The 25,874-nt window shown below is 73.6% G+C and carries 16 protein-coding genes; 11 read left to right on the forward strand and 5 right to left on the reverse strand.

Features of this window, described 5'->3' with window-relative positions; all coding sequences use genetic code 11:
• Positions 1-16 precede the first annotated feature (16 nt).
• The 7 genes from AC07FJ_RS15200 (at position 17) to AC07FJ_RS15230 (ending at position 9,827) form a co-directional block, all read left to right on the forward strand.
• Positions 17-1,657: a GNAT family N-acetyltransferase gene (locus AC07FJ_RS15200; protein WP_479049147.1), complete on the forward strand. Its 1,641-nt coding sequence runs from the start codon at positions 17-19 to the stop codon at positions 1,655-1,657.
• Positions 1,654-2,757: a S66 family peptidase gene (locus AC07FJ_RS15205; protein WP_479049149.1), complete on the forward strand. Its 1,104-nt coding sequence runs from the start codon at positions 1,654-1,656 to the stop codon at positions 2,755-2,757. Before AC07FJ_RS15200 ends, AC07FJ_RS15205 begins: the two co-directional genes overlap by 4 nt.
• On the forward strand, positions 2,745-4,061 hold the full coding sequence (locus tag AC07FJ_RS15210; protein ID WP_479049151.1) for an MFS transporter: 1,317 nt from the start codon (positions 2,745-2,747) through the stop codon (positions 4,059-4,061). The genes AC07FJ_RS15205 and AC07FJ_RS15210 overlap by 13 nt, the downstream gene beginning before the upstream one ends.
• 44 nt (positions 4,062-4,105) lie before the next feature.
• Entirely contained in the window at positions 4,106-5,266 is a 1,161-nt protein-coding gene (locus AC07FJ_RS15215) for a hypothetical protein (protein WP_479049153.1), read from the forward strand.
• Positions 5,267-5,271: 5 nt separating this feature from the next.
• The gene (locus tag AC07FJ_RS15220) at positions 5,272-6,489 is read left to right on the forward strand and encodes a cytochrome P450 (RefSeq protein WP_479049155.1); all 1,218 of its coding nucleotides are present in this window, start codon (positions 5,272-5,274) and stop codon (positions 6,487-6,489) included.
• A gap of 93 nt (positions 6,490-6,582) precedes the next feature.
• Positions 6,583-9,246: an alanine--tRNA ligase gene (gene alaS, locus AC07FJ_RS15225; protein WP_479049157.1), complete on the forward strand. Its 2,664-nt coding sequence runs from the start codon at positions 6,583-6,585 to the stop codon at positions 9,244-9,246.
• Entirely contained in the window at positions 9,243-9,827 is a 585-nt protein-coding gene (locus AC07FJ_RS15230) for a YbaK/EbsC family protein (protein ID WP_479049159.1), read from the forward strand. The genes alaS and AC07FJ_RS15230 overlap by 4 nt, the downstream gene beginning before the upstream one ends.
• Before the next feature lie 4 nt (positions 9,828-9,831).
• Here AC07FJ_RS15230 and AC07FJ_RS15235 read toward each other — a convergent pair whose 3' ends face one another.
• On the reverse strand, positions 9,832-10,872 hold the full coding sequence (locus AC07FJ_RS15235; protein WP_479049161.1) for a LuxR C-terminal-related transcriptional regulator: 1,041 nt from the start codon (positions 10,870-10,872) through the stop codon (positions 9,832-9,834).
• A gap of 14 nt (positions 10,873-10,886) precedes the next feature.
• Here AC07FJ_RS15235 and AC07FJ_RS15240 point away from each other — a divergent pair, with 14 nt between their 5' ends.
• On the forward strand, positions 10,887-11,291 hold the full coding sequence (locus AC07FJ_RS15240) for a hypothetical protein (RefSeq protein ID WP_479049163.1): 405 nt from the start codon (positions 10,887-10,889) through the stop codon (positions 11,289-11,291).
• Positions 11,292-11,421: 130 nt separating this feature from the next.
• Here the strand turns inward: AC07FJ_RS15240 and AC07FJ_RS15245 are convergent, their stop codons facing one another.
• The 3 genes from AC07FJ_RS15245 to AC07FJ_RS15255 form a co-directional block, all read right to left on the reverse strand.
• On the reverse strand, positions 11,422-16,257 hold the full coding sequence (locus AC07FJ_RS15245) for a DNA repair ATPase (protein WP_479049165.1): 4,836 nt from the start codon (positions 16,255-16,257) through the stop codon (positions 11,422-11,424).
• A gap of 114 nt (positions 16,258-16,371) precedes the next feature.
• On the reverse strand, positions 16,372-18,417 hold the full coding sequence (locus AC07FJ_RS15250) for a flotillin family protein (protein WP_479049166.1): 2,046 nt from the start codon (positions 18,415-18,417) through the stop codon (positions 16,372-16,374).
• 88 nt (positions 18,418-18,505) lie between these two features.
• A complete protein-coding gene (locus tag AC07FJ_RS15255; RefSeq protein ID WP_479049168.1) occupies positions 18,506-19,111 on the reverse strand; it encodes a hypothetical protein in 606 nt (201 codons plus the stop codon).
• Positions 19,112-19,365: 254 nt separating this feature from the next.
• Between AC07FJ_RS15255 and AC07FJ_RS15260 the strand changes: the two genes are divergently transcribed.
• On the forward strand, positions 19,366-20,427 hold the full coding sequence (locus AC07FJ_RS15260) for a PucR family transcriptional regulator (protein ID WP_403548154.1): 1,062 nt from the start codon (positions 19,366-19,368) through the stop codon (positions 20,425-20,427).
• Here AC07FJ_RS15260 and AC07FJ_RS15265 read toward each other — a convergent pair.
• Positions 20,419-22,329 (reverse strand): potassium channel family protein, encoded by a 1,911-nt coding sequence (locus AC07FJ_RS15265; RefSeq protein WP_479049514.1) that lies wholly within the window; start codon positions 22,327-22,329, stop codon positions 20,419-20,421. The genes AC07FJ_RS15260 and AC07FJ_RS15265 overlap by 9 nt on opposite strands.
• A 416-nt stretch (positions 22,330-22,745) precedes the next feature.
• Between AC07FJ_RS15265 and AC07FJ_RS15270 the strand changes: the two genes are divergently transcribed.
• Positions 22,746-24,290 carry an alanine/glycine:cation symporter family protein gene (locus tag AC07FJ_RS15270; protein ID WP_479049170.1) on the forward strand — a complete coding sequence of 515 codons (1,545 nt, stop codon included), beginning with the start codon at positions 22,746-22,748 and terminating at the stop codon, positions 24,288-24,290.
• Positions 24,291-24,551: 261 nt separating this feature from the next.
• Positions 24,552-25,850, forward strand: coding sequence for a Na+/H+ antiporter NhaA (gene nhaA, locus AC07FJ_RS15275; RefSeq protein WP_479049172.1), 1,299 nt, complete (start codon positions 24,552-24,554; stop codon positions 25,848-25,850).
• Positions 25,851-25,874 lie beyond the last annotated feature (24 nt).

Consider the following 25,874-nt stretch of genomic DNA (forward strand, 5'->3'; position numbering starts at 1 on the left):
AGAAGGAGAAGGAGAGATGAATCGTTTCCCCGAGGCGGTCCTGCGGACCGAGCGCCTCGTGCTGCGCCCGTTCGCCGAGCGCGACGTGCCCGGCGTCCGGGCCGCCTGCGACGACGCCACCACCCAGCGCTGGCTGCCGCTGCCGAGCCCGTACACCGAGGAGCACGCCCGCTGGTGGTGCACCCAGGGCGCGCCCGAGTCGCTGACCAGTGGCGACGGCGTCCAGTTCGCGGCCGAGGACGCGGCGACCGGTGAACTCGTCGGCTGCTTCGGCCTGAAGCGGACCGACTGGCGCGAGCTGACGACCGAGATCGGCTACTGGACGGTCCCGGCCGCCCGAGGGCGCGGCTTCGCTCCCGAGGCCGTGCGCGCCGTCGCCGCCTGGGTGTTCGCCGCCACGCCCGTGCACCGCGTCACGCTGTTCGCGGCGACCGGCAACCACGGCTCCCAACGCGTGGCGGAGAAGGCGGGGTTCATCCGTGAGGGCGTGCTGCGCGAGGCGGGCACGACCCACGCCGGCCGCGTCGACGTCGTCGCCTACGGCCTGCTCCCCACGGACCCGCCCCCGCAGCCCGCGGCGACCACCGCCCCGCACACGACCCCGCACACGACCCCGAGCGCCACCCCGCACGCCGCGCCGAGCGAACGGATCCGCGTCCCCCTGGGGCCGGTACGCGAGGAGGTGCGGGAGCACCTGGCGCGCGGCACCGTGCTGATCAGCGCCCACGAGCACGCCGGCGCCGAACTGATCCACCACGACGCGACCTCGGAGCACACCTACCGGCAGTCGGTGGAGCAGCTCATGCGGCTGCTCGGCTCGCTCGGGCGCGCGCACCTGCCCGAGCCGCCCGCCACCGTCGGCGCGCTCGTACTGCCGATGCCGTACTACCGCCGGTTCAAGCCGGCGGGCGTCCCGGTGGACCCCGCCACGTGCACCCGCGTGATCCGCGAGCGCAACCTCGAACTCCTCGACGACTGCGCCCGGTTCCGCAAGGACCACCCGGTCTCCGCCGGGCTCCCCATGCCCGCGTTGATGGCCGACCCGTTCCGCGACGCCGAGGACTTCGCCGCCGACTACGAGGGCCGCCTCGACGAGGTGTTCGCCCTCAAGTGGCACCCGCCGGCCGCGGAGACCCCGCTCGCCGCGTACGTGGCCCGCGGCTACCTCTCCCTCGGCGCCCGGTGGAACGTCCCGACCGTGCTGCACTGCTCCCCCGAGGGCCGCCTCGGCGACCTCGCCGAGATCCGCGCCGACGTGGTCCCCGCGGCCGTCGCCGCCGGGGCCCGCGTCAGCATCGCCCACCTCGGCTTCCTCAACCCCGGGCTCCCCGAGATCCTGGCCAACCCCGGGGTGTACGCCGACCTCGGCCCCTGGGAGGCCGTGTGCGAGCGGACCGTCGGCGACCCCGGTCCGGCGGCTTCCGACGCCCGGCTGGCCGAGCTGATCGCCGCGTGCGGGCCGCGCCTGATGTTCTCGCTGGACACGCCCTGGCACCTCCAGCCCTGGGATGACGGCCGGATCCTGGGCGCCGACACCCCCGACGCGGTACGCCGCATCCTGGGCGCCCTCGAACTGCGCGGCTCCGACGCGGCGGCCGCCCGGGGCCTGCTGTCGGGCAACGCGCTGCGCTATCTGTTCGGCGGGCCGTCCGCGTGAGCGCCGGCCTGCCCACCACCACCGCCCCGCCGCCGCTGCGGCCCGGCGCGGTCGTCGGCGTCGCCGCGACCAGCGCCTGGGCCGCCGGCCGGTTCCCGGCCCGCACCCGGCGGGCCGTGGCCGCGCTGGAGCGCGCCCTGGGCAGCCCGGTGCGGCTCGCCCCCGAGGGCCGGTACGCGGGCGCCATCGCCGGCACCGGCCGGGAGCGGGCTCGCGCCCTGCTCGACCTGTACGCCGACCCCGAGGTGGGCGCGGTCTTCACCACCATCGGCGGCAACAACTCCAACGACCTGCTGGAGCACCTCGACGAACTGGCCTCGCTCCCGCCGAAGATCCTCGTCGGGTACAGCGACAACACGGCGCTGCTGCTGGGCTGCCAGGCGCTCACCGGGGCCACCGTCTTCTACGGGCCCGCCCTGTTGCCGCAGTTCGGCGAATGGCCCGCACCGTTCCCGGAGACCGTGGACCACCTGCGCCGCACCCTGACGGGCGGCGCGGCGGACGGCGCGGGGCACGGCGCCGAGGACGACGGCGTCTGGCCGCTGCCGTCGTGGTGGACCCAGCCGTACGGCGACTGGGCCTCGGCTGACGAGGAGGAGCGGCCGCGGCACCCGGGCGGCGCGTACGTGCTGCGCCCCGGCCGTGCCGAGGGCGTGCTGTTCGGCGGGAACGTGCCGACGCTGGGCTTCCTGGCGGGCACGCGCTGGCTGGCCCCGCCGGACGGGCCGACCGTGCTGTGCCTGGAGGGCACGGAGGACGGACTGACCGTCCCGGCGTTCCAGCGCAGCCTGACCCAGCTGCGCCACCTGGGCATCGCCGAGCGCGCGACCGCCGTGCTGGTGGGGCGCACGCCGGGCGGCCCGTACGGCCCGGAGCGCACGGACGCCTTGCACCGCATCCTTCTGGACGCCTTCCCGGGAGACGTCCCGATCCTCCTGGACCTGCCGTTCGGGCACACCGACCCGATGCTCACCCTCCCGCTCGGAGCCGCCGTGCGCGTCGAGGCGGACGGCGGCCGGCCGGTCGTCCGCACCCTGAGCCCGACCGTCGCCGCCCCCGCCGCCCGAACGGACCGAAAGGAAAGCCCGTGTCCCTCCTGAAGGACCTCGCCTCGCTGCCCCGCCCCGCGCGGACGCTGCTGGCGCTCGGCGCGGTCAACAACATCGGGTCCGGCCTGGTCCTGCCGTTCCTCGTCGTCTACGTCCACCAGGTCAACGGCCTCGGCCTCAAGACCGCGATGCACGCCGTCTCCGTGACCTCGGTCGCCGTGATCGCCGGCGGCCTGTACGCGGGACGGCTCGCCGACCGCGTCGGGGCGCGCCGGGCGGCCGCCGGGCACATGGCGTTGAGCGCGGTGGGCGTGGCGGGGTACGCGGTCGCGTCCGAGGGCTGGCACTTCCTGCTGGCCTCCGCGGTGTGGGGCATCGGCCTGGGCGGCTCGTCGGCATGGAACGCGCTGCTCGCCGCCTCGGTGCCGGACGCCTCCCACCCCGTGGTGTTCGGCTCCAGCTTCACCCTGGCCAACGCCGCCATGGGCATCGGCGGCCTGCTGGGCGGTGTGGTGGCCAGCACGGCGCACCCGCTGTCGTTCCGGCTGCTGTACGCCGTGGACGCGCTCAGCTACCTCGGGGTGGCCGTGCTCATGCTGGTGCTGCGCGGACTGGACCCCGCGCCGCCCGCCGACACGCCGGCCGGGTCCGCCCCGGACGCGCGCCCGGCCGGTTACCGGCAGGTGTTCGCCCACCGCTCGTTCCCGCTGGTGATGGTCGTCGGCGGGGCCCTCTACTTCGCCTCGTATGGGCAGTTGGAGGCGGGCTACCCGGCGTTCCTGGTGACCCACACCGGGGTCGGCACCTCCCTGATCGCGGTGCTGTTCGCGGTCAACACCGTCGGCGTGATCGCCGCACAGGTGGTCCTGCACGACCTGGTCAAGCGGTGGCGGCACACCCGCACGATCGCCCTGGCCGGCGTGGGGTGGGCGGCCAACTGGGCGCTGGTGCTCGTCGCCGCCGGGCTCCCCGGAGGGGCCGGGCAGCTCACGCTGCTGATCACGGCGATGGTGCTGTTCGCCACCGCCGAGACGCTGTACGCGACCGGGATGCCGTCGCTGGTGAACTCGCTGGCCGCCCCGGAGCTCCGGGGCCGCTTCAACGCCGCCTACGGCATGTCGACCTCGGTGGGCTTCGTGACCGGTCCGCTGGTCGCGGGGGCCCTGGTCACCTCCGGTTCCGGGACGCCGTACGCGGTCGGCATGGCCGCGCTGTGCGCCGTGGCCCCGCTGCTGCTCCTCGCCGTCCACGCCCGACGGCCCGCCGCGGCGGTGCCCGTGGCGGACACGGCGGTGGACCCGGCGGTGGACCCGGTCGCCGAGCGCTCCGGGCACGCCGAGCCCGCCCGCACCTGACCCCGCACCCCGCCCCCACGGACGCCCTGGAGAGGAGTTTTCCCATGACAGGTTCCCAGCAACAGAGCACCGCACCCCGGTGGTCCACCGGCTTCGGCCCCGCCGACGCCGTCACCCTCGGGTACCTCGACACGACCGGCGCGGCCGTCGACGCGGACCGCCTGCGGGACGCGCTCGCCCGCGCCACCGGCAGCCGTCCCGGCAGCCGCCCCGCCCCGGCGGTGACCGTCCACGACACCCCCGGCCTCGGCTGGGAGGCGGTGGACACCGCCCTGAAGGCGGCCGAGTCCGCCGCGCCCCGGCCCTTCGACCTGGCAAGCGGCGCGGCACCCGTCCGCGCCGAGCTGCGCCGCTGGAGCGGTGGCTGCCTCCTGGTCGTCCAGGTGCACCGGTCCGCCTCCACGCCGAAGCCGGGCCCGGGCTCTGATCCGCAGCCGGGGCTGGAACTGGAACTGGAGCTGCTGGAGGCGGAGATCGAACGGTGCTACGCGGACGCCACCGCCGCGCCCCAGCCGCACCTCACCACCGCCGCGCCCGAGCCGCACCCCACCGTCACCCCCGCGCCCGTAGGGCCGGACGGCGCGGCGCCGCCGCCCCCGTACCACCAGATCACCCTCGACGGTCCCGTCGTCGACCGGCTGCTGGCGCTGGCCGACGACCCCGCGGCCACCCCGGCCTGCGTGCTCTTCGCCGTGTACGCGCTGGCCCTGGGCAGCGTCACCGGACAGCGGGACTTCTGCACCGGCCTCGCCGTGCCCGGCCGCGCCGCCCCGGCGCCGGTCCGCGTCCACATCCCGGAAGGCGGCCTCGACGACCTGGGAGACGCCTTCCGGAGGGTGCTCGCCGCCGTCTCCGCCGTACGCGGCCGGCCCCTCGGCCCGGAGGAGCCCGGCGCCACCGAGCCCAACGGTCACGGTCACGCCCCGTGGACGCACGCGGTGTTCACGGACCGGCCCCTGTGCGCCACCCGCACGCTGCGGCTCGGCGAGGCGCGCCTCGCGCCCACCCGGCTGCGCCCGCACGCCGTCGCCTGCGACGTGCTGGCCGAGGTCATCGACCCCGACCGCCCCGACGGCCGCCGGTACCTGCGCCTGACCTCCGACCCCGCCGCCCTCGGCGCGCGGGCCCTGCTCGACCTGGCCGCCGGCGTCGAGGCCACGGCCCGGCGGCTCACCGCCGCCGCGCACACCCAGGAAGCCCGGTGACCCCCATGCCTGCCGACACCCTGGCGGCCTTCTCCCCCGAGGAGATCCTCGCGCCCGAGGTCGCCCTAGACCCGGCGCCCTTCTTCGCGAAGCTGCGCGCCCACGAGCCGGTCCACTGGAACGAGCCCACCCGCAGCTGGTACGTCACCCGGCACGCCGACGTCGAGGCGCTCCTCCTGGAACCCGCCCTGGGCGCCCGCGACAAGACCGCCATGCTCGCCGCGATGACCGACGACATGCGCGCGGCCTTCGCGCCCGTCGAGCGGTTCCTCGGCAAGTGGCTGGTGTTCGCCGACCCGCCGTACCAGCTCAAGGCCCGCAAGGCGCTGCAGCGGGCCTTCACCCCGCGCAGCCTCGCGCCGTTCGAGGAGACCCTGCGCGCCTGCGCGGAGGAGGCGGTCCAGGCCCTGCGGCCGGGCGAGGGCGACCTGTTCCAGCAGGTGGCCCGCCCCTACGCGCTCACCGCGATCTGCGCCTTCCTCGGCATCGAGGACGGCGAACGCGACGCCGTGACGGGCTGGTCCGACGCCCTGATCCGCTACCTGAGCATGCCGGTGCTGGAGAAGGACACGGCGCTCGCCGCCGGTCTCGCCGTCCGCGAGCTGACCGCGTACGTCACCGGGACCGTCCTGCCGCGCGCGGCCGGTCCCATGGCGGCGCTGCTGGCCGCCCTCCACGCCGACGGCAGCGGGGAGCTGGACGCGCAGGAGGTCACCGCGCTCTTCGCCCAGCTGCTCACCGGCGGCGCCGAACCGGTGGCCACCGCGGCGGCCGTCGGCATGGCCTGCCTGCTCGCCGACCCGGAGCAGCACCGCGCGCTGCGCGGCGGCGAGGTCCCGTACGGCGCGGCCGTGGAGGAGTCCGTCCGGTTCGCGTCGCCGTTCAACTTCGCGCCGCGCACCGCCCGGGAGGACTTCGTGTTCGCCGGGCACCGCATCGCCGCGGGCGACCGCGTCGTGCTGGTCCTCGCGGCCGCCGACCGCGACCCCGAGGTCTTCGCCGACCCCGACCGCTTCGACATCCGCCGTACCGGCGGACGCCACGTCGCCTTCGGGCGCGGCGGCCACTTCTGCCTCGGCGCCGCGCTCGCGCGGATGGAGATCGAGGCCCTGTTCCGGGCCCTCGACGAGCGCCACCCGGGGCTGCGCGGCGGTCACCCCGCCCTGGTGCGGGAGCCGGCCTTCGGCGTGACGTCCGTCTCCGCGATCCCGTGCCTGGTCTGAGCCGGCTCCGTCCCCGCCCCGCCCGTCCGCCTTTCTCACACAGCCCGCAGTCCACAGCTTCCGCAGCCCCGCCCATGGCACCGAGGTGAACCCGTGCACTCCCAGCAGATCCGCTCCACCTTCCTCGACTTCTTCACCGACCGCGGCCACGAGCCGGTCCGGTCAAGCCCGCTGGTCCCCGACGATCCGACCCTGCTGCTCACCAACGCCGGCATGAACCAGTTCAAGCCGTACTACCTCGGCGAGAGCGCCGCGCCCCACCCGCGCGCCGTCTCCGTGCAGAAGTGCGCCCGCACCTCGGACATCGAGAACGTCGGCCGCACCGCCCGGCACGGCACGTTCTTCGAGATGCTCGGCAACTTCTCGTTCGGCGACTACTTCAAGCAGGAGACGATCGCCTACGCGTACGAGCTGGTCACGAAGGGCTTCGGGCTCGACCCCGAGCGGCTGTGGGCGACCGTCTACCTCGACGACGACGAGTCGATCCGCTGCTGGGAGCGCGTCGGCATCCCCGCCTCCCGCATCCAGCGGCTGGGCAAGGAGGACAACTTCTGGTCCATGGGCGTGCCCGGCCCCTGCGGCCCCAACTCGGAGCTGTACTACGACCGCGGCCCCGCCTTCGGCCCGGACGGCGGCCCCGCCGTCAACGACGAGCGCTACATGGAGATCTGGAACCTGGTCTTCATGCAGTACGACCGCGGCGAGGGCGAGGGCAAGACCGACTACCCCATCCTCGGCGAGCTGCCCACGAAGGGCATCGACACCGGCATGGGCCTGGAGCGGCTCGCCGTCCTGCTCCAGGACGTGGAGAACGTCTGCCTCACCGACCTCCTCGCCCCGACCCTGCGCCGGGTGCAGGAGCTGTCCGGACGGGAGTACCCGGGCAGCGGCGCCGACAAGGTGTCGTTCCAGGTGGTCACCGAGCACGCCCGCGCCATGGCCTTCCTCATCGCCGACGGCGTGCTGCCCGGCAACGAGGGCCGGGGCTACGTGCTGCGCCGCCTGATGCGCCGCGCCGTCCGGCACGGGCGGCTGCTGGGCATCGAAGGGCCGCTGCTTCCGGAGGTCACCGGCAGCGTCATCGCCAACCTGGGTTCCGCCTGGCCCGAGCTCGGCGAGCAGGCCTCGCTGATCGAGCAGGTCACCCGCGCCGAGGAGGAGTCCTTCGGCCGCACGCTGCGGCAGGGCGCCAAGCTGCTCGACGCCGCCGTGCGGCGGGCGAAGGAGCAGAAGTCCCCCGCGCTCTCGGGCGACACCGCCTTCGAGCTGCACGACACCTTCGGCTTCCCGGTCGAACTGACCCTGGAGGCCGCGCACGACGCCGGCCTGACCGTCGACGAGGACCGGTTCGCCGCCCTGCTCAGCGCCCAGCAGCAGCGCGCCAAGAGCGGCGGCAAGGCGAAGACCGCCGCCGCGCTGCGCCGGCAGGAGGCGTACCGCGAGCTGGTGGCCCGGCACGGCCGCACCGAGTTCCTCGGCTACGAGCGCACCACCGCCGAGGGCACCGTGCTGGCCCTGCTGGACGAGGGCCGCCCGGTGCCCGCGGCGACGGCCGGACAGCAGGTCGAACTGGTCCTGGACGCCACGCCGTTCTACGCCGAGCGGGGCGGCCAGGTCGGCGACACCGGCGTACTGCGCACGGCGGACGGCGCGGTCCTGGAGATCACCGACACCCGCAACGGGCTGCCGGGCTTCCACGTCCACACGGCGCGCGTCGCCGAGGGCGAGGTCCGCACCGGCCAGACGGCCGAGGCGGCCGTGGACGCGGCCCGCCGCGCCTCGGTGGCCCGGTCCCACTCCGCCACCCACATCCTGCACGCGGTGGTCCGCGAGGTCCTCGGCACGCACGCCGCACAGCACGGTTCGCTGGTGGACGACGGACGGCTGCGCTTCGACTTCGTGCACTTCTCGGCCCTGGCCCAGGGCCAGTTGGACGAGATCGAGGCCCGCGTGAACGAGCGCGTGCTCGCCGACCCGGAGGTGCGGGTCTGGCACGCGGACCGCGCCGAGGCCGAACGGGCCGGAGCGCTCGCCCTGTTCGGGGAGAAGTACGAGGACACGGTGCGCATCGTGGACATCGGTGACTTCTCCCGCGAGCTGTGCGGCGGCACCCATGTCGCCCACGGCGCCCAGGTCGGCGCGGTACGGCTGGTCGGCGACGCCTCGGTGGGCGCCAACCTGCGCCGCATCGAGGCCTGGACGGGCTTCGAGGCCCTGGCGTCCGCCCAGCGCGAGCGCACGCTGCTGCGGGAGCTCACCGGGCTGCTCGGCAGCCGTCCGGAGGACGCGGTGGCCGCGCTGGAGAAGCGGCTGAAGCTGCTGGCCCTGGCCCAGGGCGAGGTGGAGCGGATGCGCAGCGCCGAGCTGACCGCCATCGCGGCGGGCGTCGCGGAGAAGGCCGAGGCCGTTCCCGGCGGGCTGCTGGTCGCTTCCCGGGTGGAGGGCGTCACCGGGCAGGAGCTGCGCCGCCTGGCCTCGACGGTGGCCCTGCGGCTCGCCTCGGGCGCGGGGATCGTGGTCCTGGGCACCACGCACGAGGGCAAGGCGATGCTGGCGGCCGCGGTCGGCAGCCGGCTGCGCGAGCGGGGCATCGAGGCCCAGGAGGCGCTGACGGAGGCGGCCGCCGCGATCGGCGGCGGCGCGGGCGGCAAGGGCGCCCTGGCGAGCGCCGGCGGACGCCACGCGGACCGCCTCGGCGACGCGCTCTCGCTCGCCCGTGCCACCGCCGCGACGATCCTGGACCGGAGCACCCGATGACGCCCACCCTGGAGGCCCTGGCCGTACGCGCCCCGCAGGCCCTACAAACCCCGCAGGCCGCACAGGCTCCACAAGCCCCGGCGGCCGCCGGGACCGGGCTGGACGTGCACGCCACGCTCGCGGCGATGTTCCGGCTGACCGGCGCCCGGCACCGGTTCATCCCGCACCCGCCGGAGGGGCGGACCGAGCTGTCGAGCCTGCTGCGCGGCCACCCGCTGGAGCAGGCCGCGAAGACCCTGGTGCTGCGGGTGGCCTTCGGCAAGCGCCGCCGCCGGTACGTGCTGGCCGTGGTCCCGGGCCACCGGAAGGTGGACCGCGCCGCGGTCGCGGACCTGCTCGGCGGCACGGAGGCGTCGTTCGCCACCCGCGAGGTCGCCGAGCGGCTCACGGGGAGCGTCAGCGGCTCCATCGCCCCCTTCGACCTGTGCTCCGGCGAACTGGAGGTGCTGGTCGACGAGGAGCTCACCGCGTACGAGGAGATCTTCTTCAACACGGGCCGCCTCGACATGTCGGTGGCCCTGGACACGGCCGACTACCTGAGCCTGGCCCGCCCCTCGGTGGCCCGCGTCGCCCTGCGCTGAGGGGTCACAGCCAGCCCCGCTCCGCGGCGCGCACCCCGGCCTCGAACCGGCTGCGCGCCTCGAGGCGGGCCATGATGTCGGACATCAGGCGGCGCACGCTCCGCACCGAGATCGCGAGCTGCTTCCCGGCCGCCTCGTCCGTCATCCCGCACGCCAGCAGCCGCAGCAGCTCCCGCTCCTGGGGGCTGAGCCCCTGGTCGTCCGGCTGCTCGGAGGTGCCCAGCGGGCGGGCGTCGTCCCAGATCCTGGCGAAGAGGGCCAGCAGCGCCGAGATGATGCTGGGCTGGCGCACCACCAGCGCGCCCCGGCCGGAGTCCTGGAGGTCCATCGGCAGCAGGGCGACCTTCTGGTCGACCAGGATGAGCCGCATCGGCAGCAGCGGCGCGGTCCGCACTTCGCCACCGTGCTCATTCAGCCACGCCGCGTACCGCCGGGTCGCCGGATGGTTTCGGACACTGTCCAGATAAACCGTGCGGACGTCCACGCCACGCGCGACTATTTTCTCGTCGAGCGCCCGGCTGGCCTCCATGCTCTCCGGAGTCAGCGAAGCCCGTGGAATGAGCGCCAGCACCTCACTGGCCGCCTCCTGGGAAATCTCCTCCAGAAAGAGTCGCACGGAATCGAGGCCACTCAGGCACTCGATTCCCCCGCCGCCCTGGAATTCCCCCTGCCCGAGCTCGAACTCGGCCATGAGGTCGACCATCGCGGCCCGGCCCTCCTCCAGCCGGCGCTGCATTTCCAGGATTTCCTGCTGCTGGGCCGATATCAGCGCGCCGATGGCCACGCTGGGCTTCACCACGCTGAACATCCCGGGGTCCTCCCAGGACGGGCGGATCAGCGACGAGGCGGCGAGCTCGTCCAGCCCGCGCCTGATCTCGTCCTCGGTCAGGCCGAGTTGGCCGACCAGGTCGGCGACCCCCCACTCGTGGTTCCGGATCATGGCCTTGTAGATCATCCCGGCATGCGGGCCGATGCCCAGGCACGACAAGTGCGTGTCACGCATCCCGGGCATTTCGGTATCAGGCTGCCCTGCCGCCAGTTTCATCGGTCCATCCCCGCATGACATCTTCCGGCCAGTCACTTTGCTGCCGCATCGACGACTGGGTGGTACGCACAGTTGCACGGGACAATGAACCCATGCATATGACCGCATTGAAGGTGGAGCGGATCGCCGCCCACACCGAGGACCCCGCCGGCGCCGAGCGCGCCGCGCATTCACTCATCCTCGAAATTCTGAGCAATGCGAGCCATTCCATACGGCGTGCCGGTAATCTGCAGCACAGCTACGTAACCCCCCATGCGAACGGATTCGCCGTCGCCCTTTTCTTCAACTCCGCCCGCCCGACGGAAGCATTGAGGCAGACCCGCGCCATTTCAGAGGTCATCAGCGCGAAGTTGCCGGAATCCGCAGGCCCTTGGCGCGTTCATTATCGCTCACAGCCCATACATCCGTACATGCTGTGAGATAAGTCATGACACGGCCACGGTTAGTAGGCGTCTCGCCAGGCAGGCGCGGCCGGTCCCCGCCGCCGCTCCCTGCTGCCGCGATGGCGGTGGCCGAAACCCTCCCACCGCCCATGGCGCCGACCGCACATTACCGGCCATGCTCCCGGCGGCTCAGCAGGCGGCGGGGGTCCGTGGCGCGGGTGATCGCCGTCTCGACGGCGGCGATCCGGTCGGCCAGCAGGCCCAGCGCGGCCACCGCCCGGCCCAGGGCGTCGTCCCCGGCACCGCCGCCGAGGGCCTGGGCGCGGACGTACGCCGCGGTGACGGCCGCCCAGCGCGCCGCCCCTTCCGCGGTGAGCGTGCCCCGCAGGGCGGCCAGCTTGAGGAGGTTGGCCTCGGCCCCGGTGGTGAGGGTCTGTGCCTCATCCGCGTAGTGGTCGTCGACGACGGCGGCCAGCTCGGCGTCGTTCATGACGGGGGAGACGCGCGCCGCGATCTTGTTCATGTCGCGGTACGAGCCCTGGAGCCGGAACGGCGGCTCGGTGCGCGTCGCGTCCGATTGGGCGGCGGAAGCGATGTAGGCCCGGTTGACGGCGAGGACCGTGTCGCGTGCGGTGAGCAGGTGCCGCAGCACCGCGAGGATCCGGTCGAGCTCGGCCGCCGCGTAGGGGTGCGTGAGCCCCGTCCGCTGGGCCGCCGGGTCGCCGGCGGCAAGGCGTACGAGCAGTTCCAGGTCGGCGCGGTCGCGCCCGGCGAGGGGAGCGAGCACGGGGTTGGAGGTGAGGGCGTTCTCGATGAAGCTGAACGCGAAGGCGTCCTCCTTGCCGGTCAGGACGTCGCCGAGGTTCCGGACGTCGGCGCGGTTGGCGAGCATGTCGGGGATGCGGAAGCGCTCCCCGGACTCGGTGTAGGGGTTGCCGGCCATGCAGACGGCGAAGCGCTTGCCGCGCAGGTCGTGGCCGTTCAGGGTGCGGGTGGCGTCGCACAGCGGGATGAACTTCTGCAGCAGCTCGGGGGACGTGTGCTGGATGTCGTCGAGGTACAGCAGGACGTTGTTCCCGGCCGCCAGCGCGAAGTCGATCTTCTCGACCTCCCGGCGCGCGGTGGCGTTCGGCGCCTCCGCCGGGTCGAGGGACGTGGTGGAGTGCCCGAGAGCGGGCCCGTCGACCTTCACCAGGAGCAGGCCGAGACGGTCGGCGACGTACTCCATGAGGGTGGTCTTGCCGTAGCCGGGCGGGGAGACGAGCAGCAGCAGACCGTGGCTGTCGGTCCGCTTGCCGGCCCCGGCGGCGCCGAGCTGCTTGGCCAGGTTGTCCCCGACGAGCGGCAGGTACACCTCGTCGACCAGCCGGCCCCGTACGAACGACGACATGACGCGGGGCCGGTACGCGTCCAGGCGCAGCCGCCGGCGCTCGGCGGCGACCAGGTCCGCCCTCCGCCGCTGGTAGGCGCGGAAGCCGGGCACCACGCCGGACGTGAAGTCGGCCGTCCTGGCCAGGAACTCGTCGAGCCGCAGGGCCAGGGTGCCCCGCACGATCCTCGGGTGCGTCCCGAGCAGGCCCTCGACCACGGCCGTGAGCGCGGCGTCGGCCTCGTGCCGTACGAGCGCGGGGCAGACCTCGATCGCGACGGCCTCGGCGAGGTCGCCGGCGTCCGGCTCCTCGCCGCTCGCGGCGGCGTACGCGGCGAGCCAGCCCTCGACGAGCCGGCGCGCGGCCGCGGTGTCGCCGGCGTCCAGCCGGTCGCGTACGTCCCGCGCGTACGGAGTCGGGTCCACCGACCGGCGGAACTTCTCCAGCAGCGTGCGCGCCGCCGGTCCGGCGACGAAGGACTCGCCGGTGGCGAGCTCCTCGACGAGGTACTCCGCCGCGCGAGCGGTCAGCGCGCCCGCGCCCGCGTCGACGAGTTCGCGGCGCAGCGCGTCCAGCGCGGCCGGGGCGGTGCGGAACGTCTCCCGCGCCCGTACCAGCGACGCGGCCTGCCGCGCCCACAGGTCGCGGTCCCCGGGGGTGGTGCCGTGCGCCCAGAACAGCTGGGCGGCGGCGCGGTCGGCGGCCGGGTACCGCAGCAGCCCGGCCCGCTCCCGCAGGCGCAGCACCACGGAGAGGATCGCCGCCGCGTCGTGGTCGTGGACGCCGCGCTCGTACCCCTCGTCGTACGCGGCCTCGGCCGCCCGCCGGGTGACGGCGGAGAGGTCCGCGCCGGTGAGGGCGTCCGCGCCGTGCTCGGCCAGCAGCCGCGCCGCCAGGTACTCCGCGCGGTAGACGTCGGCGTTCTCGGAGGGCAGCAGCTGGTGCCAGTGGGCGCGGGTGTCCGCGAACGCGGGGTCCGTGACCGGGCGCCGGTAGTCGGTGCCGGTCAGCGCGAAGTCCATCCCGTCGTCGCCGTCGGGTACGAGGGTGAGCTCCGGCGGCCGGGTGGTCACGGCGAAGCGGTGCGCGCCCAGGCGGAGGGTGTCGCCGCCGTCCGCGTACAGCTCGGTGCGGTCCCGCAGGGCCCGGCCGGCCTCCTGGCGGGCGGCCTTGAGACGCCCCTCCAGCTCCTCGGCACGGGCCGGGTCCCCGAGCGCGCGCAGCTCGTCGGCGGTACGGCGGACCTTGGCGGCCATCGGGTCGGAGGCGAAGTACGTGGTGACGGCTTCGGCGCTGTCCAGGGCGGCCGCCCGGCGGGCGATCGTCTCCAGGACGCGCGCGGCGGACTCGGCGAGGCGTTCGGCGCGCCGGGCCCGGTCGTCCTGGAGGGTCTGCCGGCGGGCGGCGAAGGCGTCGTGGACCTCGGCGCGCTGGTCGGCGATCCCGGCGAGGAAGCCGTCGTGGTCGGCGAACCGCGACTCCAGGGTGTCCAGTTGGAGGAGCAGCCGGGCCAGCTGCGCGTCACAGGCCTCCGGGGTGTCGGCCGCCGCCAGCGCTCCGGTGACGGACTGCGCGAGCAGCGCGAACCGCGCCGCGAACTCCGCGCGCCCCTCCTGCTCGACGAGGTCGCGGCGGCGGGCGGCCAGGATCGCGCGGGCGCGGTTCAGCCCGGCCAGCACTTCCGCGATCCGCTCGAGGATCGCGGTGCGCACGGTGGCGTCGGCGATGTCGAGGCCGGCGACGACCTCGGTGAGGGTCTGGAGGCCGGTGACCTGCTCGTCCAGCCTCTCCGTGACCGGGTCCGCCGCGGCGGTCGTGGCGATCGCCCCCGCCTCGGCGGCGAGCCGCTCCACCTCCGCGTGGTGGGCCGCGAAGGCGTCGTCGCGCCGGAGGAAGGCCACCGCCCGCCGCGCGGTGGACGCGATGTGCCGCTCGGTCTCCTCGGCGAGCACGTCGATGGCGTCCGTGTCCGCGTACCGCATCTCCTTCAGGGTCACCAGGCGCCCCTGGGCGCGGCGCAGCGCGGAGATGCGCTCGATCCACTCGCCGGCGTCGGCGGGGGCTTCCCCCTGGACGCGCCGCACGAGCCGCCGCAGGTGCTCGGCGCTCTCCGCGACCGCCTCGGCCGCCTGCCGGGTCAGGGACCGGACGGACGCGAACTCCGCCAGCACCTGCTCCGCGGTGGCCTTCAGCTCCTCCAGCGGGGTGCGCAGGTCACCGGCGTCCGCGTCGCCCAGCCAGTGGAAGCGGTCGACGGCCCGCGCGCAGGCGGCGATCAGCGTCTCGTACAGCTCGGTGGTGGCGGTGGTCTCGCGGACCTGGCGGGCGATGGCGAGGCAGTCGGAGATGCCGCGTACGAGGTCGGCGTTGCCGATCCGGGCGAGCGGACCGTCCGCCACGGGGACGGCGTGGGTGTCGGAAACGTACGGCGTGCGCCACACCTGCACCGGGTGGACGCGCGCCGGTTCGCCGGACTCGGGGCGCAGCAGAGCGAGGGTGCCGTCGTCGAAGAGGGCGTAGCCGCGGCAGGTCAGCGGGGTGGCGGCATCCTTGCGGATGAGGTTGTACGGCAGGAGGAGGGTGCGGCCCTCGACCCGGTCGTGGAAGACGAACAGCACGTCCTCGCCGTTGGGCGAGCGGACGGCGCGCTCGAACTCCAGGCCTTCGGTCCGCTCCGCGTCGAAGGTCTTCACCGTCCCCGTGGCGAGGCAGTAGCCGCCGGGGAAGACGATCCCCTGGTCGTCGGGCAGGCGCCGGCACGACTGCCCGATGCCGTCCAGCCGGACGACGGACTTCGTGAGCGTGTTGTAGACCAGGTACCGCCGGTTCTCCTCCTTGTACGGCCGGACGCGGATCAGGATCAGGGCGCCGACGGCCGCGTACGCCACCTCGGCGTCGGCGAGCGACTGCAGCGGCTCGTCGACCGGCTCGCTGTGGACGCCCTCGCCCGGTTCCGTGTCGTTCTCCGTCTTCACGGTCAGCGTGCCGCCGACCGTCGAGACGAAGACCGCGCCGCCGGCGACGGAGACCTGCGGGTGCCGGCCCAGGACGTGGTCGTCCCGGGTCGTCTCGACCCACGGGAAGTCGTACGGCGCGGGCAGGACGTGGTCGCGCTCGCCCCGGGCGTCCAAGAACCGCACCTCGCCGGAGGCCGCGACCGACCAGCGCAGCACGCGGAGGTCCTCGGCCTGCTCCCCGGTCCGGAAGACCGCCAGCAGCTTGCCGTCGACCGTGCGCAGGCGCAGGAGCCGCGCCCCCTGGAAGTAGCGGTGCAGGGCGGCGTGTTCGCGCACGAAGGCGGGGTCGTCGAGCAGGCCGGGCACCGTGTCGTCCGGCAGCCGGTTCAGGCCGCCGTCGCGGCCGCGGTCGCGGTCGTAGACGGCGAACACGTCCGCGGCCGGGGCCTCGTACTCCACGAGCAGGGCGTCGCCGACGGCGACGACGTCACGGGGGACGACGTTGCGGTCGGTGCGGATCCGCTCGGTGCCGAGCAGGGCGAGCCCGGTGGAGCCGAAGGCCTCGATACGGGCGGTGTTGAGGGCGTCGGCGCGCCGTGCCAGCTCGCCGGCCCGGGCACCGAGCCGGTCGCGCAGTACCTCGTACGCGCCGGCGTCCATCCCCGTCGTCTCCATCGGCCCCGCTCCCTCGTCCACGTGATCGTCGTTCCGCGGCCGCGACGGCCGTCTCCTCCGGAGCTGCCGCCCCCCGCGCGGCAGCTCCGGAATCCCTTGGTCCCTTGGTGGCCGTCAGCTCTTCGCGGTGCCGTTCAGGCCCGCGAGTTCGGCGACCGGCATGTCGGCCAGGCCCAGCTGCCGGGCCTTGCCGATGAGCTCGTCGAGCCGGGCGGAACCCGCCGGCATGAGCTTCATCAGCAGGGCGGACACGGTCAGGTTCTGTACGTCGGCGGTGGAGACCGACCCGAGCACCTTCGTCAGGTCCTCGGTGAAGGAGGCCGAACCGTCCAGCCACGGCCCGGCCAGCGCCTGGGCGGTCCGCGAGCTGTCCATGAACCCGTCGACGCTCTTGCCGAGGGACATGGCCCCGACGATCCGGTCGAAGAACACCGACTCCCCGCCGACGATGTTGATGTCGGCGTTCTCCAGGCCGGTGGCGAGCACGGCGGCCTGCGCCTCGGCGACCTGCCGCTGCACCTCCAGCCCCGCGAGCCGGATGTCCTTCTCCGCCTCCAGGCGCAGCCGGTACTCCTCGTGCGTACGGGACGCCTCGTCCAGGGCGGCCATGGCGGCCGCCTTCTCGGTCAGGCCCGCGGCCTCCGCCTTGAGCTTCTCGCCGATGGCGGTGGCCTCGGCCAGCGCCTTCTCGCGAGCGCCCTCGGCCTCCGCCTTCAGCCGGGCGGCCATCGCCTCGGCCTCGGCGCGGCCCGCCTTCTCGATGGCGTCCGCCTCCTTCTCCCGGACCTGGACGGCGGCCAGGCCCTCGGCCGCCGACTCCGCCTGGATGCCCTCGGCGAGACGGACCTTGGCGCGGGCGTCCAGGTCGGCGGCCTTGTGGCGGGCCTCGGCCAGCGTGAGCTCCTCGGCCGCGCGGTGGACCGCGGCCTGCTCGGCGGCCTCGGCGGCCTTGATGTCCTTCACCAGCCGCTCCTGCGCCTCCGCCTCGGCGGCGATGACGACGGCCTGCCGCTGCCGCTCGGCCTCCTCCACGGCGCGCAGCCGCTTGATGGACTCCTCCTGCTCGGCGACCGTACGGTCCACGGCGACCCGCTCGCGGATCACCTCGGCGATCTCGCGGCGCTCGGTCTCGACCTCCTTCTCCGCGGAGATGCGGGTCAGTTCGGTCTCCCGCTCGCGGGCGATGACCTCCAGCAGGCGGTCCTTCTCGATGCGCTCGTTCTCGATGGCGATGACCCGCTCGCGGTTCTTCTGCGCGACGGCGACCTCGCGGGCCTGGTTCTCGCGCTGGATGCCGAGCTGTTCCTCGGTCTTCAGGAAGGCGCTCTGCGCCCGCAGCCGCTCCTCCTCGGCCACCCGGGCCGTCTCGGCCTCCTCCCGGGCCCGTACGGTCTCGATCTCGCGCTTCTGCTTGATCTCGGCGTCGGCCTGGCGGCGCTCCAGCTCCAGGATCGCCTCACGGGCGTCGACGTTCTGCCGGGTGATCTCCTTCTCCTCCGTGCGCCGGAACTCGTTGGTGCGCACGTGCTCCACGGCCGTCAGCTCGGTGATCTTCCGGATGCCCTGGGCGTCGAGGATGTTGGAGGCGTCCAGCTGCGCGAGCGGGGTCTGCTCCAGGTAGTCGATCGCCGCGTCCTCCAGGCTGTAGCCGTTCAGATCGGTGCCGATGACCTGGATGATCCGGTCCCGGAACTCGTCGCGCATGGTGTAGAGATCGGTGAAGTCGAGCTGCTTGCCGACGGTCTTCAGCGCCTCGGAGAACTTGGCGTTGAACAGCTCCTGCAGGGTCGCCTGGTCGCTGGCGCGGGCGGTGCCGATGGCCTGGGCGACCTTGACGACGTCCTCGACGGTCTTGTTGACGCGGACGAAGAACGAGATGCGGATGTCGGCGCGGATGTTGTCCCGGCAGATCAGGCCGTCCCGCCCGGTACGGGAGATCTCGATGGTCTTCACCGAGATGTCCATCACCTCGGCCTTGTGCAGCACCGGCAGGACGACCTGCCCGGTGAAGGTGACGTCGACCTTCCGCATCTTCGACACGATCAGCGCCTTGCCCTGCTCCACCTTGCGGAACAGCCGGCTGATCACGAACAGCATGGCGAGGGCGATGAGCAGGACAACGGCGACGAGCACGCCGATGCCCCAAGTGATGGCATCCATGAGCAATCCCCGGTTCGAAGGGTGGGATCTGACGTGGGAGGGGAGGGGGAGGGGGAGGGGAGGGGAGGGGGAGGGCGGGACGGCGCGGTCAGCCGCGCGGGTCCAGTGCCGCGTCGAAGGGCGCGACCCAGAAGAACTCGCCGGCGTCGTCGTACGCGTACAGCAGCCCGGTGCTGCCGAGCGCCAGCCGGGAGCCGTCGTTCTGACGGACCTGTACGACCGCGGTGGACCCGTCCCTGGCGGCGACCTCCGCCTGACCGAAGCCCGCGTCCACCCGCCCGGTGCGAATGGTGCAGGTCAGTCCGACGAAGTCGTGCCGGGACGGCCCGGGTTCGTCGGGGAAGAGCTTGGCCAGCGGGCGTACGAGCCCCCGGGTCAGGCGCCAGGAGGCGAAGAGGGAGGCGCACAGCAGGGCGGCGTTCAGCAGGTGGACCAGGGCGTCGGACCATCCCGTACGGGCGAGGAGCACGGACCCGGTGACGGTGAAGAACCACGCGAAGGAGATCAGCAGGGAGGCGGAGACCGCGACGGGCACCCCGCCCAGGTTCAGGGCGTCGGCGTCCACGTCCGCGTCGAAGCCGTCGTGGTCGGCCGCACCGAGCAGGACCAGCAGCCAGAAGCCGACGACGACCACGAGGGCCGCGGTGAACAGCACGGCGGGAAAGGTGGCGAGGGCGTGCAGGAACTCGGCCATGACTCTTCCCCCTTGGTGCCACCGCACGGCATGCTGATTTCCGGGATCCGGCATCGAACTCACGTCTCTGCCCCCGGCGGACTCATCGTGACAGCACGGCACACGTGTGCGCATTGCCGTCACCCGGCAATCTTTACGGCTCCTTGATGCCGGTGGCCGCCCCTCGCCGTACGCGTGCCACCCTTGACGTCCGCACGTCGGGACGTCGGGAATTCGGGACGTCGTCGTCGACGCGTCCGGACACGGGAGGGGCGATGACGGAACGGGACACGGTCGGGGAGTACCTGGAGGGCTATGCCCGGATCCTCACCGGTGCCTGCGCCACCGGCCGCCGCCTGAGCCGGGACGAAGTGGAGGCGCTGCGGGCCCAGGGCGAGCGCGCCGCGGAAGCCGGCATCGGGCTGCGACTCCTGGTGCGCGCCCACCTGTCCGCCGCCCAGGACGTACGGACCTGCCTGAGCGCGGCAGCCGCCGACCACCTGCTCGCGGCGGTGGAGCAGGCCGTGGACGCCTTCGCCGAGGGGCACGAACGCGCCCAGCGGCTCGCCATCCGCCAGCAGGAGGCGGCCCGGCGCGAGTTCGTCGACGACCTGCTCCACGGCCGCAGCGACGCCGGGCGCCTGGCCGAACGGGCCGAGCGGTTCGGGCTGTTGCTGTCCCACGCCCACGCGGTCGCCGTGGCACAGGGCGCGGAGCCGTACGAGGACGGCTACGCGGTCACGCGCGGCATCGAGTCGTCCCTCGCCGCCCGCTTCGGCGACCGCCGCATCCTGCTGACGACCAAGAACGGCCGCCTCATCTGCATCGCCCCGGCCGACCAGGACGACGTCCTCTCCTACTTCGCCAAGCAGGCCTACGCCGCCACCGACGGCGGCCAGGTGGCCATCGGCCGGGCACACCCCGGCGTCGGCGGGGTCGTCCACTCCTACGAGGAGGCGCTCAACGCCCTGGACCTCGCGGCGCGCATGGACCTGGACGAGCCGGTGCTGCACGCCGCGGACCTCCTGGTCTATCCGGTTCTGACACGCGACCGCCAGGCCATGGCCGACCTCGTACGCACGGTCCTCGGCCCCCTGCAGCAGGCCCGCGGCGGAGCGCAGCCACTCATCGACACCCTCACCGCGTACTTCGACACCGGCTGTGTGGCCGCCGAGGCCGCCCGGCGGCTCTCCCTGAGCGTCCGCGCCATGACCTACCGACTGGAACGCATCCACCGGCTCACCGGGGCCGACCCCGGCGACCCGGTGAGCCGCTACACCCTCCAGACCGCCGTCATCGGCGCCCGGCTGCTCGACTGGCCCGAGCAGTCACTCTGAGGACCACCGCCCGACGGACCCGGGCTGCGGGTGCCGGCCGAGAAGCTCGGCCAGGCCGCGGCGCGTGGCGGCCAGAACGACGCGGTCCTCGGCTTGCAGGACGTATCCGGGGTGCAGGTCCCACACGAGGCCGGTGGCATGCCGCTCGCCGTCGGCGGGGCGCGGGGTGGCCAGGTCGGGGCGCCGGTCGGCGGGCGCGGTGGTGTCGAGGGCGAGTACGCGCCAGGCACCGGGCCGGAAGGCTTCCTCGATGGTGCGGCCCTCCAGCTGCGGGTGGCCCGCGACGACGAGCGCGGCGAAGACGAGCACCTTGCGCTCGACCGGTATGGCACCCAGGATCTGGCGGCCCATCATCGCCCCGGCGAAGGCGGGCGCGGCCAGGTGCGAGACGCTGCGGCTCCGGGTGAGCGCGTCGGGGTGCGCGGCGCGCAGGGTGCGGTAGACGGCCGTGGCGAAGTCGTCGTCGTACAGCCGCAGGGCCACCCGCAGGTCGGCCTTGATCGTACGGGCGTAGAGCGCGGCCTCCAGGTTGGTGGTGTCGGAGCTGGTCAGCGCGAGCAGGGCGTGCGCGCGCTGGATCTTGGCCGCCTCCAGGACGCCCTCCTGTGTGACGTCACCGATCACGGTCGGTACGCGCAGACGGCGGGCCAGCGCGACCCCGCGCGCCTCCGGGTCCTCCTCGACGCACACGACCGGGATGCCGAGGTCCCGCAGCCGGGCGAGCACGCGGGTGCCGATCTTGCCGAGCCCGAGCAGGACGACGTGGCCGGAGAGCCCGCGCGGCGGACGGCGCAGGGCGGACGCGCTGCGGAACGCGCCCAGCGCCTCCAGCGCGCCCGCGACGAGGAGGGGCAGCAGCGCCAGGCCCACCAGCCCCGACAGCAGCTGGAGCACCTGCCGGGCCGTGGACTCGCCGACGGCGGGGTCGTTGATGGAGAACAGGTCCAGCAGCGTGACGTAGGCGGCGTGCAGCGGGTGATCCCCCGTGGTCAGCCAGGACGCGACGGCCAGGCCGATCACGGCCAGGCACGTGACGGCGACGGCCCAGCGAAGGCGGCGGGAGAAGAGCTCGGAGACCGGAATGCCGCGGCCGGCCAGACGCCCGGCCGGCAGCACCGGGCCGCTGTGGGTCACCGCCTCCAGGACGACCGTGCCGCGTCCCGTCGCGGCGGTGACGGTGCTCGGGTCGGGCAGCAGCCGGGGGCCGGCCGTCCCGCTGCTGTCCGACCCCTCCTCGCCGGCGGGATCGTTGGTGGTGGCGGAGAGCAGGGCGAGCGTGCACAGCCCCGGATCGGCGACGTCGCCACGGCCGGGCGGGGGGCGCTCCACGGCTCGCAGCAGCAGCCCGTCGGCGTGGACGATCTTGCTCGTGCCGGCGACTGCGGTCGCGGCCAGGGCCGGCGCCGCCGTGTCCGCGTCGGAGAGCACGGTGGTGGACGCGTCGACCTCACCGGGGCTCAGGTCCGGCAGGGCCACGAGAGCGGCCTGGTCGAGCAGCTGCTCCAGGTGCTGGCCCAGCTTGCGGTTGTAGAGCCGGATCACCAGGCGCAGACCCGGGTTGAGGCGGCGCGCCGCCAGGGCGGCACGGATGTTGGTCTCGTCGTCGTCGTATACGAGCGCCAGCGCCGCCGCGCCCGCCACACCCGCCGACGCCAGCACCGCCTCCGTGGGCTCGTCGGCCTCCACCACCTCCGGGAGCCCTCCCGTCGCGGGCGGCGCTCCCGTCATGACCGCGGACACCCGCCCGAGGAGTGCCGACGCCCGCCCCTGCCCCGGAACGGCCAGCCGAGGCCCGGCCACCGGCCCGCCGGCCGGGCCGACGAGAACGACGCGCTCCCGGTAGACCTCCCGCAGTTCCGCCGCCAACCGGTGGGCGAGCGCGTCGTCACCGCAGACGACCATGTGCCCGGACGGACCGTCGGGCGCGCGCGGCGCGGAGAGTGAAGGCACCCGCCCAGGATGCCGCCCGCCGCGGAGACCCCACCAGATAGCTGTCCGATGAACGGATCAAGCTGACCGCATAACGGTCTCATTTCGTTCGCTGGCATTTTCGAAGATTACTGACGGTCATGTGATTTACGTCACTAAAGAATCCGTAAAGGTCGTGGTAGAACTGCGCAACTCCGCAGGTAGCCCCACCCCTCGCTGCCGCGGACACGTCGGCACACGCGCCGACTGCACGACCAGGGTGATCACGTTCCGCGTCCACGGACCATGCGCCCAGGGTCGCCGATCGGACAACGGCGTTCGCTCAAAGACCGCACATCTTCCCGACGCAGCCTCCCCTGCGCCGGTACTGCGCCATCGAGGTAGCCACCGTGTCACTCGACTCCATCACCACGTCCGTCGACGAAGCCGTCAGCGGACTCTTCGAACCCATAGCCGGCTGGCTCGGAGAGGTCGTCTTCTACTCCGTGCCGGTCGCCGGTACGGAACTCCCGCTCATCGTCGCCTGGCTCGTCGTCGCCGGACTGGTCTTCACCGCCTGGTTCGGACTCGTCCAGATCCGCAAGTTCAAACTCGCCGTCGACGTGGTGCGCGGAAAGTACGACGAGAAGGGGTCGGCCGGCGAGGTCAACCACTTCCAGGCACTGACCGCCGCCGTCTCCGGAACCGTCGGCCTCGGCAACATCGCCGGTGTGGCCGTCGCCGTCTCCATCGGCGGCCCCGGCGCCACCTTCTGGATGATCCTGTGCGGCCTGCTGGGCATGGCCACCAAGTTCGTCGAGGTCACGCTGGGCGTGAAGTACCGCGAGGTGCACGCCGACGGCACCGTCTCCGGCGGCCCGATGCACTACCTCCCCAAGGGCCTCGCGGAGCGCTTCGGCAAGAACGGCAAGACCTTCGGCAAGGTCCTCGCGGTCCTCGCCTCCTTCTTCGTCCTGTTCTTCGGCCTCTTCGGCGGCAACCTCTTCCAGGTCAACCAGTCCTACGCGCAGATGGTCTCCGTCACCGGCGGCGAGGGCGGCCTGATGGGCTCCTCGGGCGGCGCGCTGTTCTTCGGCATCCTCGTCGCCGCGCTGGTCGGCATCGTGCTGCTGGGCGGCATCCGCTCCATCGCCAACGTCACCAGCAAGCTCGTCCCGGCCATGGCCGGCATCTACATCGCCGCCTGCCTGGTCGTCATCCTGGTGCACGTCACGGCCGTCCCGGCCGCCATCGTCACGATCATCGAGGGCGCCTTCAACCCGCAGGGCGTGGCCGGCGGTGTGCTCGGCGCGCTGATCATCGGCTTCAAGCGGGCCGCGTTCTCCAACGAGGCCGGACTCGGCTCCGCGCCCATCGCGCACTCCGCGGTCAAGACCAAGCACCCGGCGAGCGAGGGCCTGGTGGCCCTGCTGGAGCCGTTCATCGACACCGTCATCATCTGCACGATGACCGCGCTGACCATCGTCATCGCCAACCCGGCCAGCTACGCCGAGGCCCGCAAGGGCGAGTCCATCGGCGGCGTCACCCTGACCTCCGACGCCTTCGGCACGGTCATGCCCTGGTTCCCGTACATCCTCACCATCGCGGTGCTCCTCTTCGCCATCTCGACGGTGCTGACCTGGGGTTACTACTGCGAGAAGGCCTGGACGCACCTCTTCGGCCGCAGCCGGACCAGCGTGCTGACGTACAAGGTCGTCTACACCCTGTTCGCGGTCGCCGGTTCGCTGCTGACGCTGCAGACCCTCATCGACATGGCCGACGCGGTGCTGTTCATGCTCGCCGTCATCAACATCATCGGCCTGTACCTCCTCGCCCCGGTCGTCAAGCGCGAGCTCGCCTCCTTCCTGGAGTTCGTCCGCGCCCGCGACGCCGGTGAGATCACCGAGGACGACGCGTCCGACGAGGACCGGGAGTCGGTGAAGACCACCGTCTGACCGCCCCCGCGGCCCGGCTCCCGACCGGCCCGTACACACCTCGCGCCACGGTGTGCACGGGCCGGTCAGCCATGCCTCCGGGACGTGTTTCCGCAGGTGAAATGGGGTCTGGCGGGATCCGAGAGGCCGTGGTTAGGGTGTGAGCAACGCGTCGACGCCCGCCTTTCGAGCGGTTGCCACGGACGCGCGGTGTGCCGGGAAGTCTGGTCGGCGTCCCAGGGCCCGTATGCCCTCAAGCCGAATCCCCCGGAGGTCTTCCTCATGGCTGCCGCACCCCGCGAGCGTTCCCCCTTCCTGGGGCTCCTGCCCCTGCCCGAGCGCAACGCCGTGGTCCAGGCCCTGAGGACGGAGACCGTCGGCGGGATCGTCCTCCTCGCGGCCGCCGTCATCGCGCTGATCTGGGCCAACAGCCCGTGGAGCGGCGCCTACGAGCAGATGCGCGACGTCCACTTCGGCATAGCCGCCCTCGGCCTGGACCTGTCGGTCGAGCACTGGGCCTCCGACGGTCTGCTCACCCTCTTCTTCCTCGTCGCCGGCATCGAGCTGAAGCGGGAGCTCGTCGTCGGCGAACTGCGCACCCCCGCGACCGCCGCCCTGCCGGTCATCGCCGCCGTCTGCGGCATGGTCGTACCCGCCGCCCTCTACGCCGCCACCGCCGCGGCGGGCGGTGGCAGCCTGGACGGCTGGGCCGTGCCCATGGCCACCGACATCGCCTTCGCCCTGGCCGTCCTCGCGGTCCTCAGCAGCCACCTGCCGGCCGCGCTGCGCGCCTTCCTGCTCACCCTCGCCGTCGTCGACGACCTGGGCGGCATCCTCGTCATCGCGATCTTCTTCACCGGTGACCTGGACTTCGCCGCGCTCGGCGGGGCCTTCGCCTGCCTGGCCGCCTTCTACGCGCTCCAGCGCCTCCGCGTACGCGGCTGGTGGTGGTACGTCCCCCTCGGCGTCGTCACCTGGGCGCTGATGTACAACAGCGGCGTCCACGCCACCGTCGCGGGCGTGGCCATGGGCCTCATCCTGCGCACCACCCGCGACCAGGGCGAGACCGCCTCCCCGGCGGAACGCACCTCCCACCGGATCCACCCGTTCTCGGCGGGGGTCGTGGTCCCCCTGTTCGCGCTGTTCGCCGCGGGCGTCGGCGTCTCGGGCGCGGCCCTGGCCGAGGTCTTCACGCGGCCGGAGCCGCTCGGCGTGGTCCTGGGCCTGGTCGTCGGCAAGACCCTCGGCATCTTCGCTGGCACCTACCTCGCCGCCCGCTTCACCCGCGCCCGGCTCAACCCCGAGCTGGCCTGGGCGGACGTCTTCGCCCTCGCGGTACTCGCCGGGATCGGCTTCACCGTCGCCCTGCTGATCGGCGAACTCGCCTTCGCCGACCCCGCCACGACCGAGCGCGTCAAGGCCGCGGTCCTGCTCGGCTCCCTCATCGCCGCCTTCCTGGCCGCCCTCCTCATCCGGTACCGCAACGGCGTCTACCGCCGCCTGTACGAGGAGGAGACGCGCGACGACGACCACGACGGCATCCCGGACATCTACCAGCGCACCGCCGCGACCGAGCGCTGACCCGGCGGCGGCCCCGGCCCCTCC

This window comes from Streptomyces sp. NPDC045998, from assembly GCF_056430285.1.

Bases quoted from the DNA above. Each gene is read 5' to 3' on its own strand.
- AC07FJ_RS15200 (WP_479049147.1), top strand. From the start codon at position 17: ATGAATCGTTTCCCCGAGGCGGTCCTGCGGACCGAGCGCCTCGTGCTG.
- AC07FJ_RS15215 (WP_479049153.1), top strand. From the start codon at position 4,106: ATGACAGGTTCCCAGCAACAGAGCACCGCACCCCGGTGGTCCACCGGC.
- AC07FJ_RS15220 (WP_479049155.1), top strand. From the start codon at position 5,272: ATGCCTGCCGACACCCTGGCGGCCTTCTCCCCCGAGGAGATCCTCGCG.
- AC07FJ_RS15230 (WP_479049159.1), top strand. From the start codon at position 9,243: ATGACGCCCACCCTGGAGGCCCTGGCCGTACGCGCCCCGCAGGCCCTA.
- AC07FJ_RS15235 (WP_479049161.1), bottom strand. From the start codon at position 10,872: ATGAAACTGGCGGCAGGGCAGCCTGATACCGAAATGCCCGGGATGCGT.
- AC07FJ_RS15240 (WP_479049163.1), top strand. From the start codon at position 10,887: ATGACATCTTCCGGCCAGTCACTTTGCTGCCGCATCGACGACTGGGTG.
- AC07FJ_RS15245 (WP_479049165.1), bottom strand. From the start codon at position 16,257: ATGGAGACGACGGGGATGGACGCCGGCGCGTACGAGGTACTGCGCGAC.
- AC07FJ_RS15250 (WP_479049166.1), bottom strand. From the start codon at position 18,417: ATGGATGCCATCACTTGGGGCATCGGCGTGCTCGTCGCCGTTGTCCTG.
- AC07FJ_RS15255 (WP_479049168.1), bottom strand. From the start codon at position 19,111: ATGGCCGAGTTCCTGCACGCCCTCGCCACCTTTCCCGCCGTGCTGTTC.
- AC07FJ_RS15260 (WP_403548154.1), top strand. From the start codon at position 19,366: ATGACGGAACGGGACACGGTCGGGGAGTACCTGGAGGGCTATGCCCGG.
- AC07FJ_RS15265 (WP_479049514.1), bottom strand. From the start codon at position 22,329: ATGGTCGTCTGCGGTGACGACGCGCTCGCCCACCGGTTGGCGGCGGAA.
- nhaA (WP_479049172.1), top strand. From the start codon at position 24,552: ATGGCTGCCGCACCCCGCGAGCGTTCCCCCTTCCTGGGGCTCCTGCCC.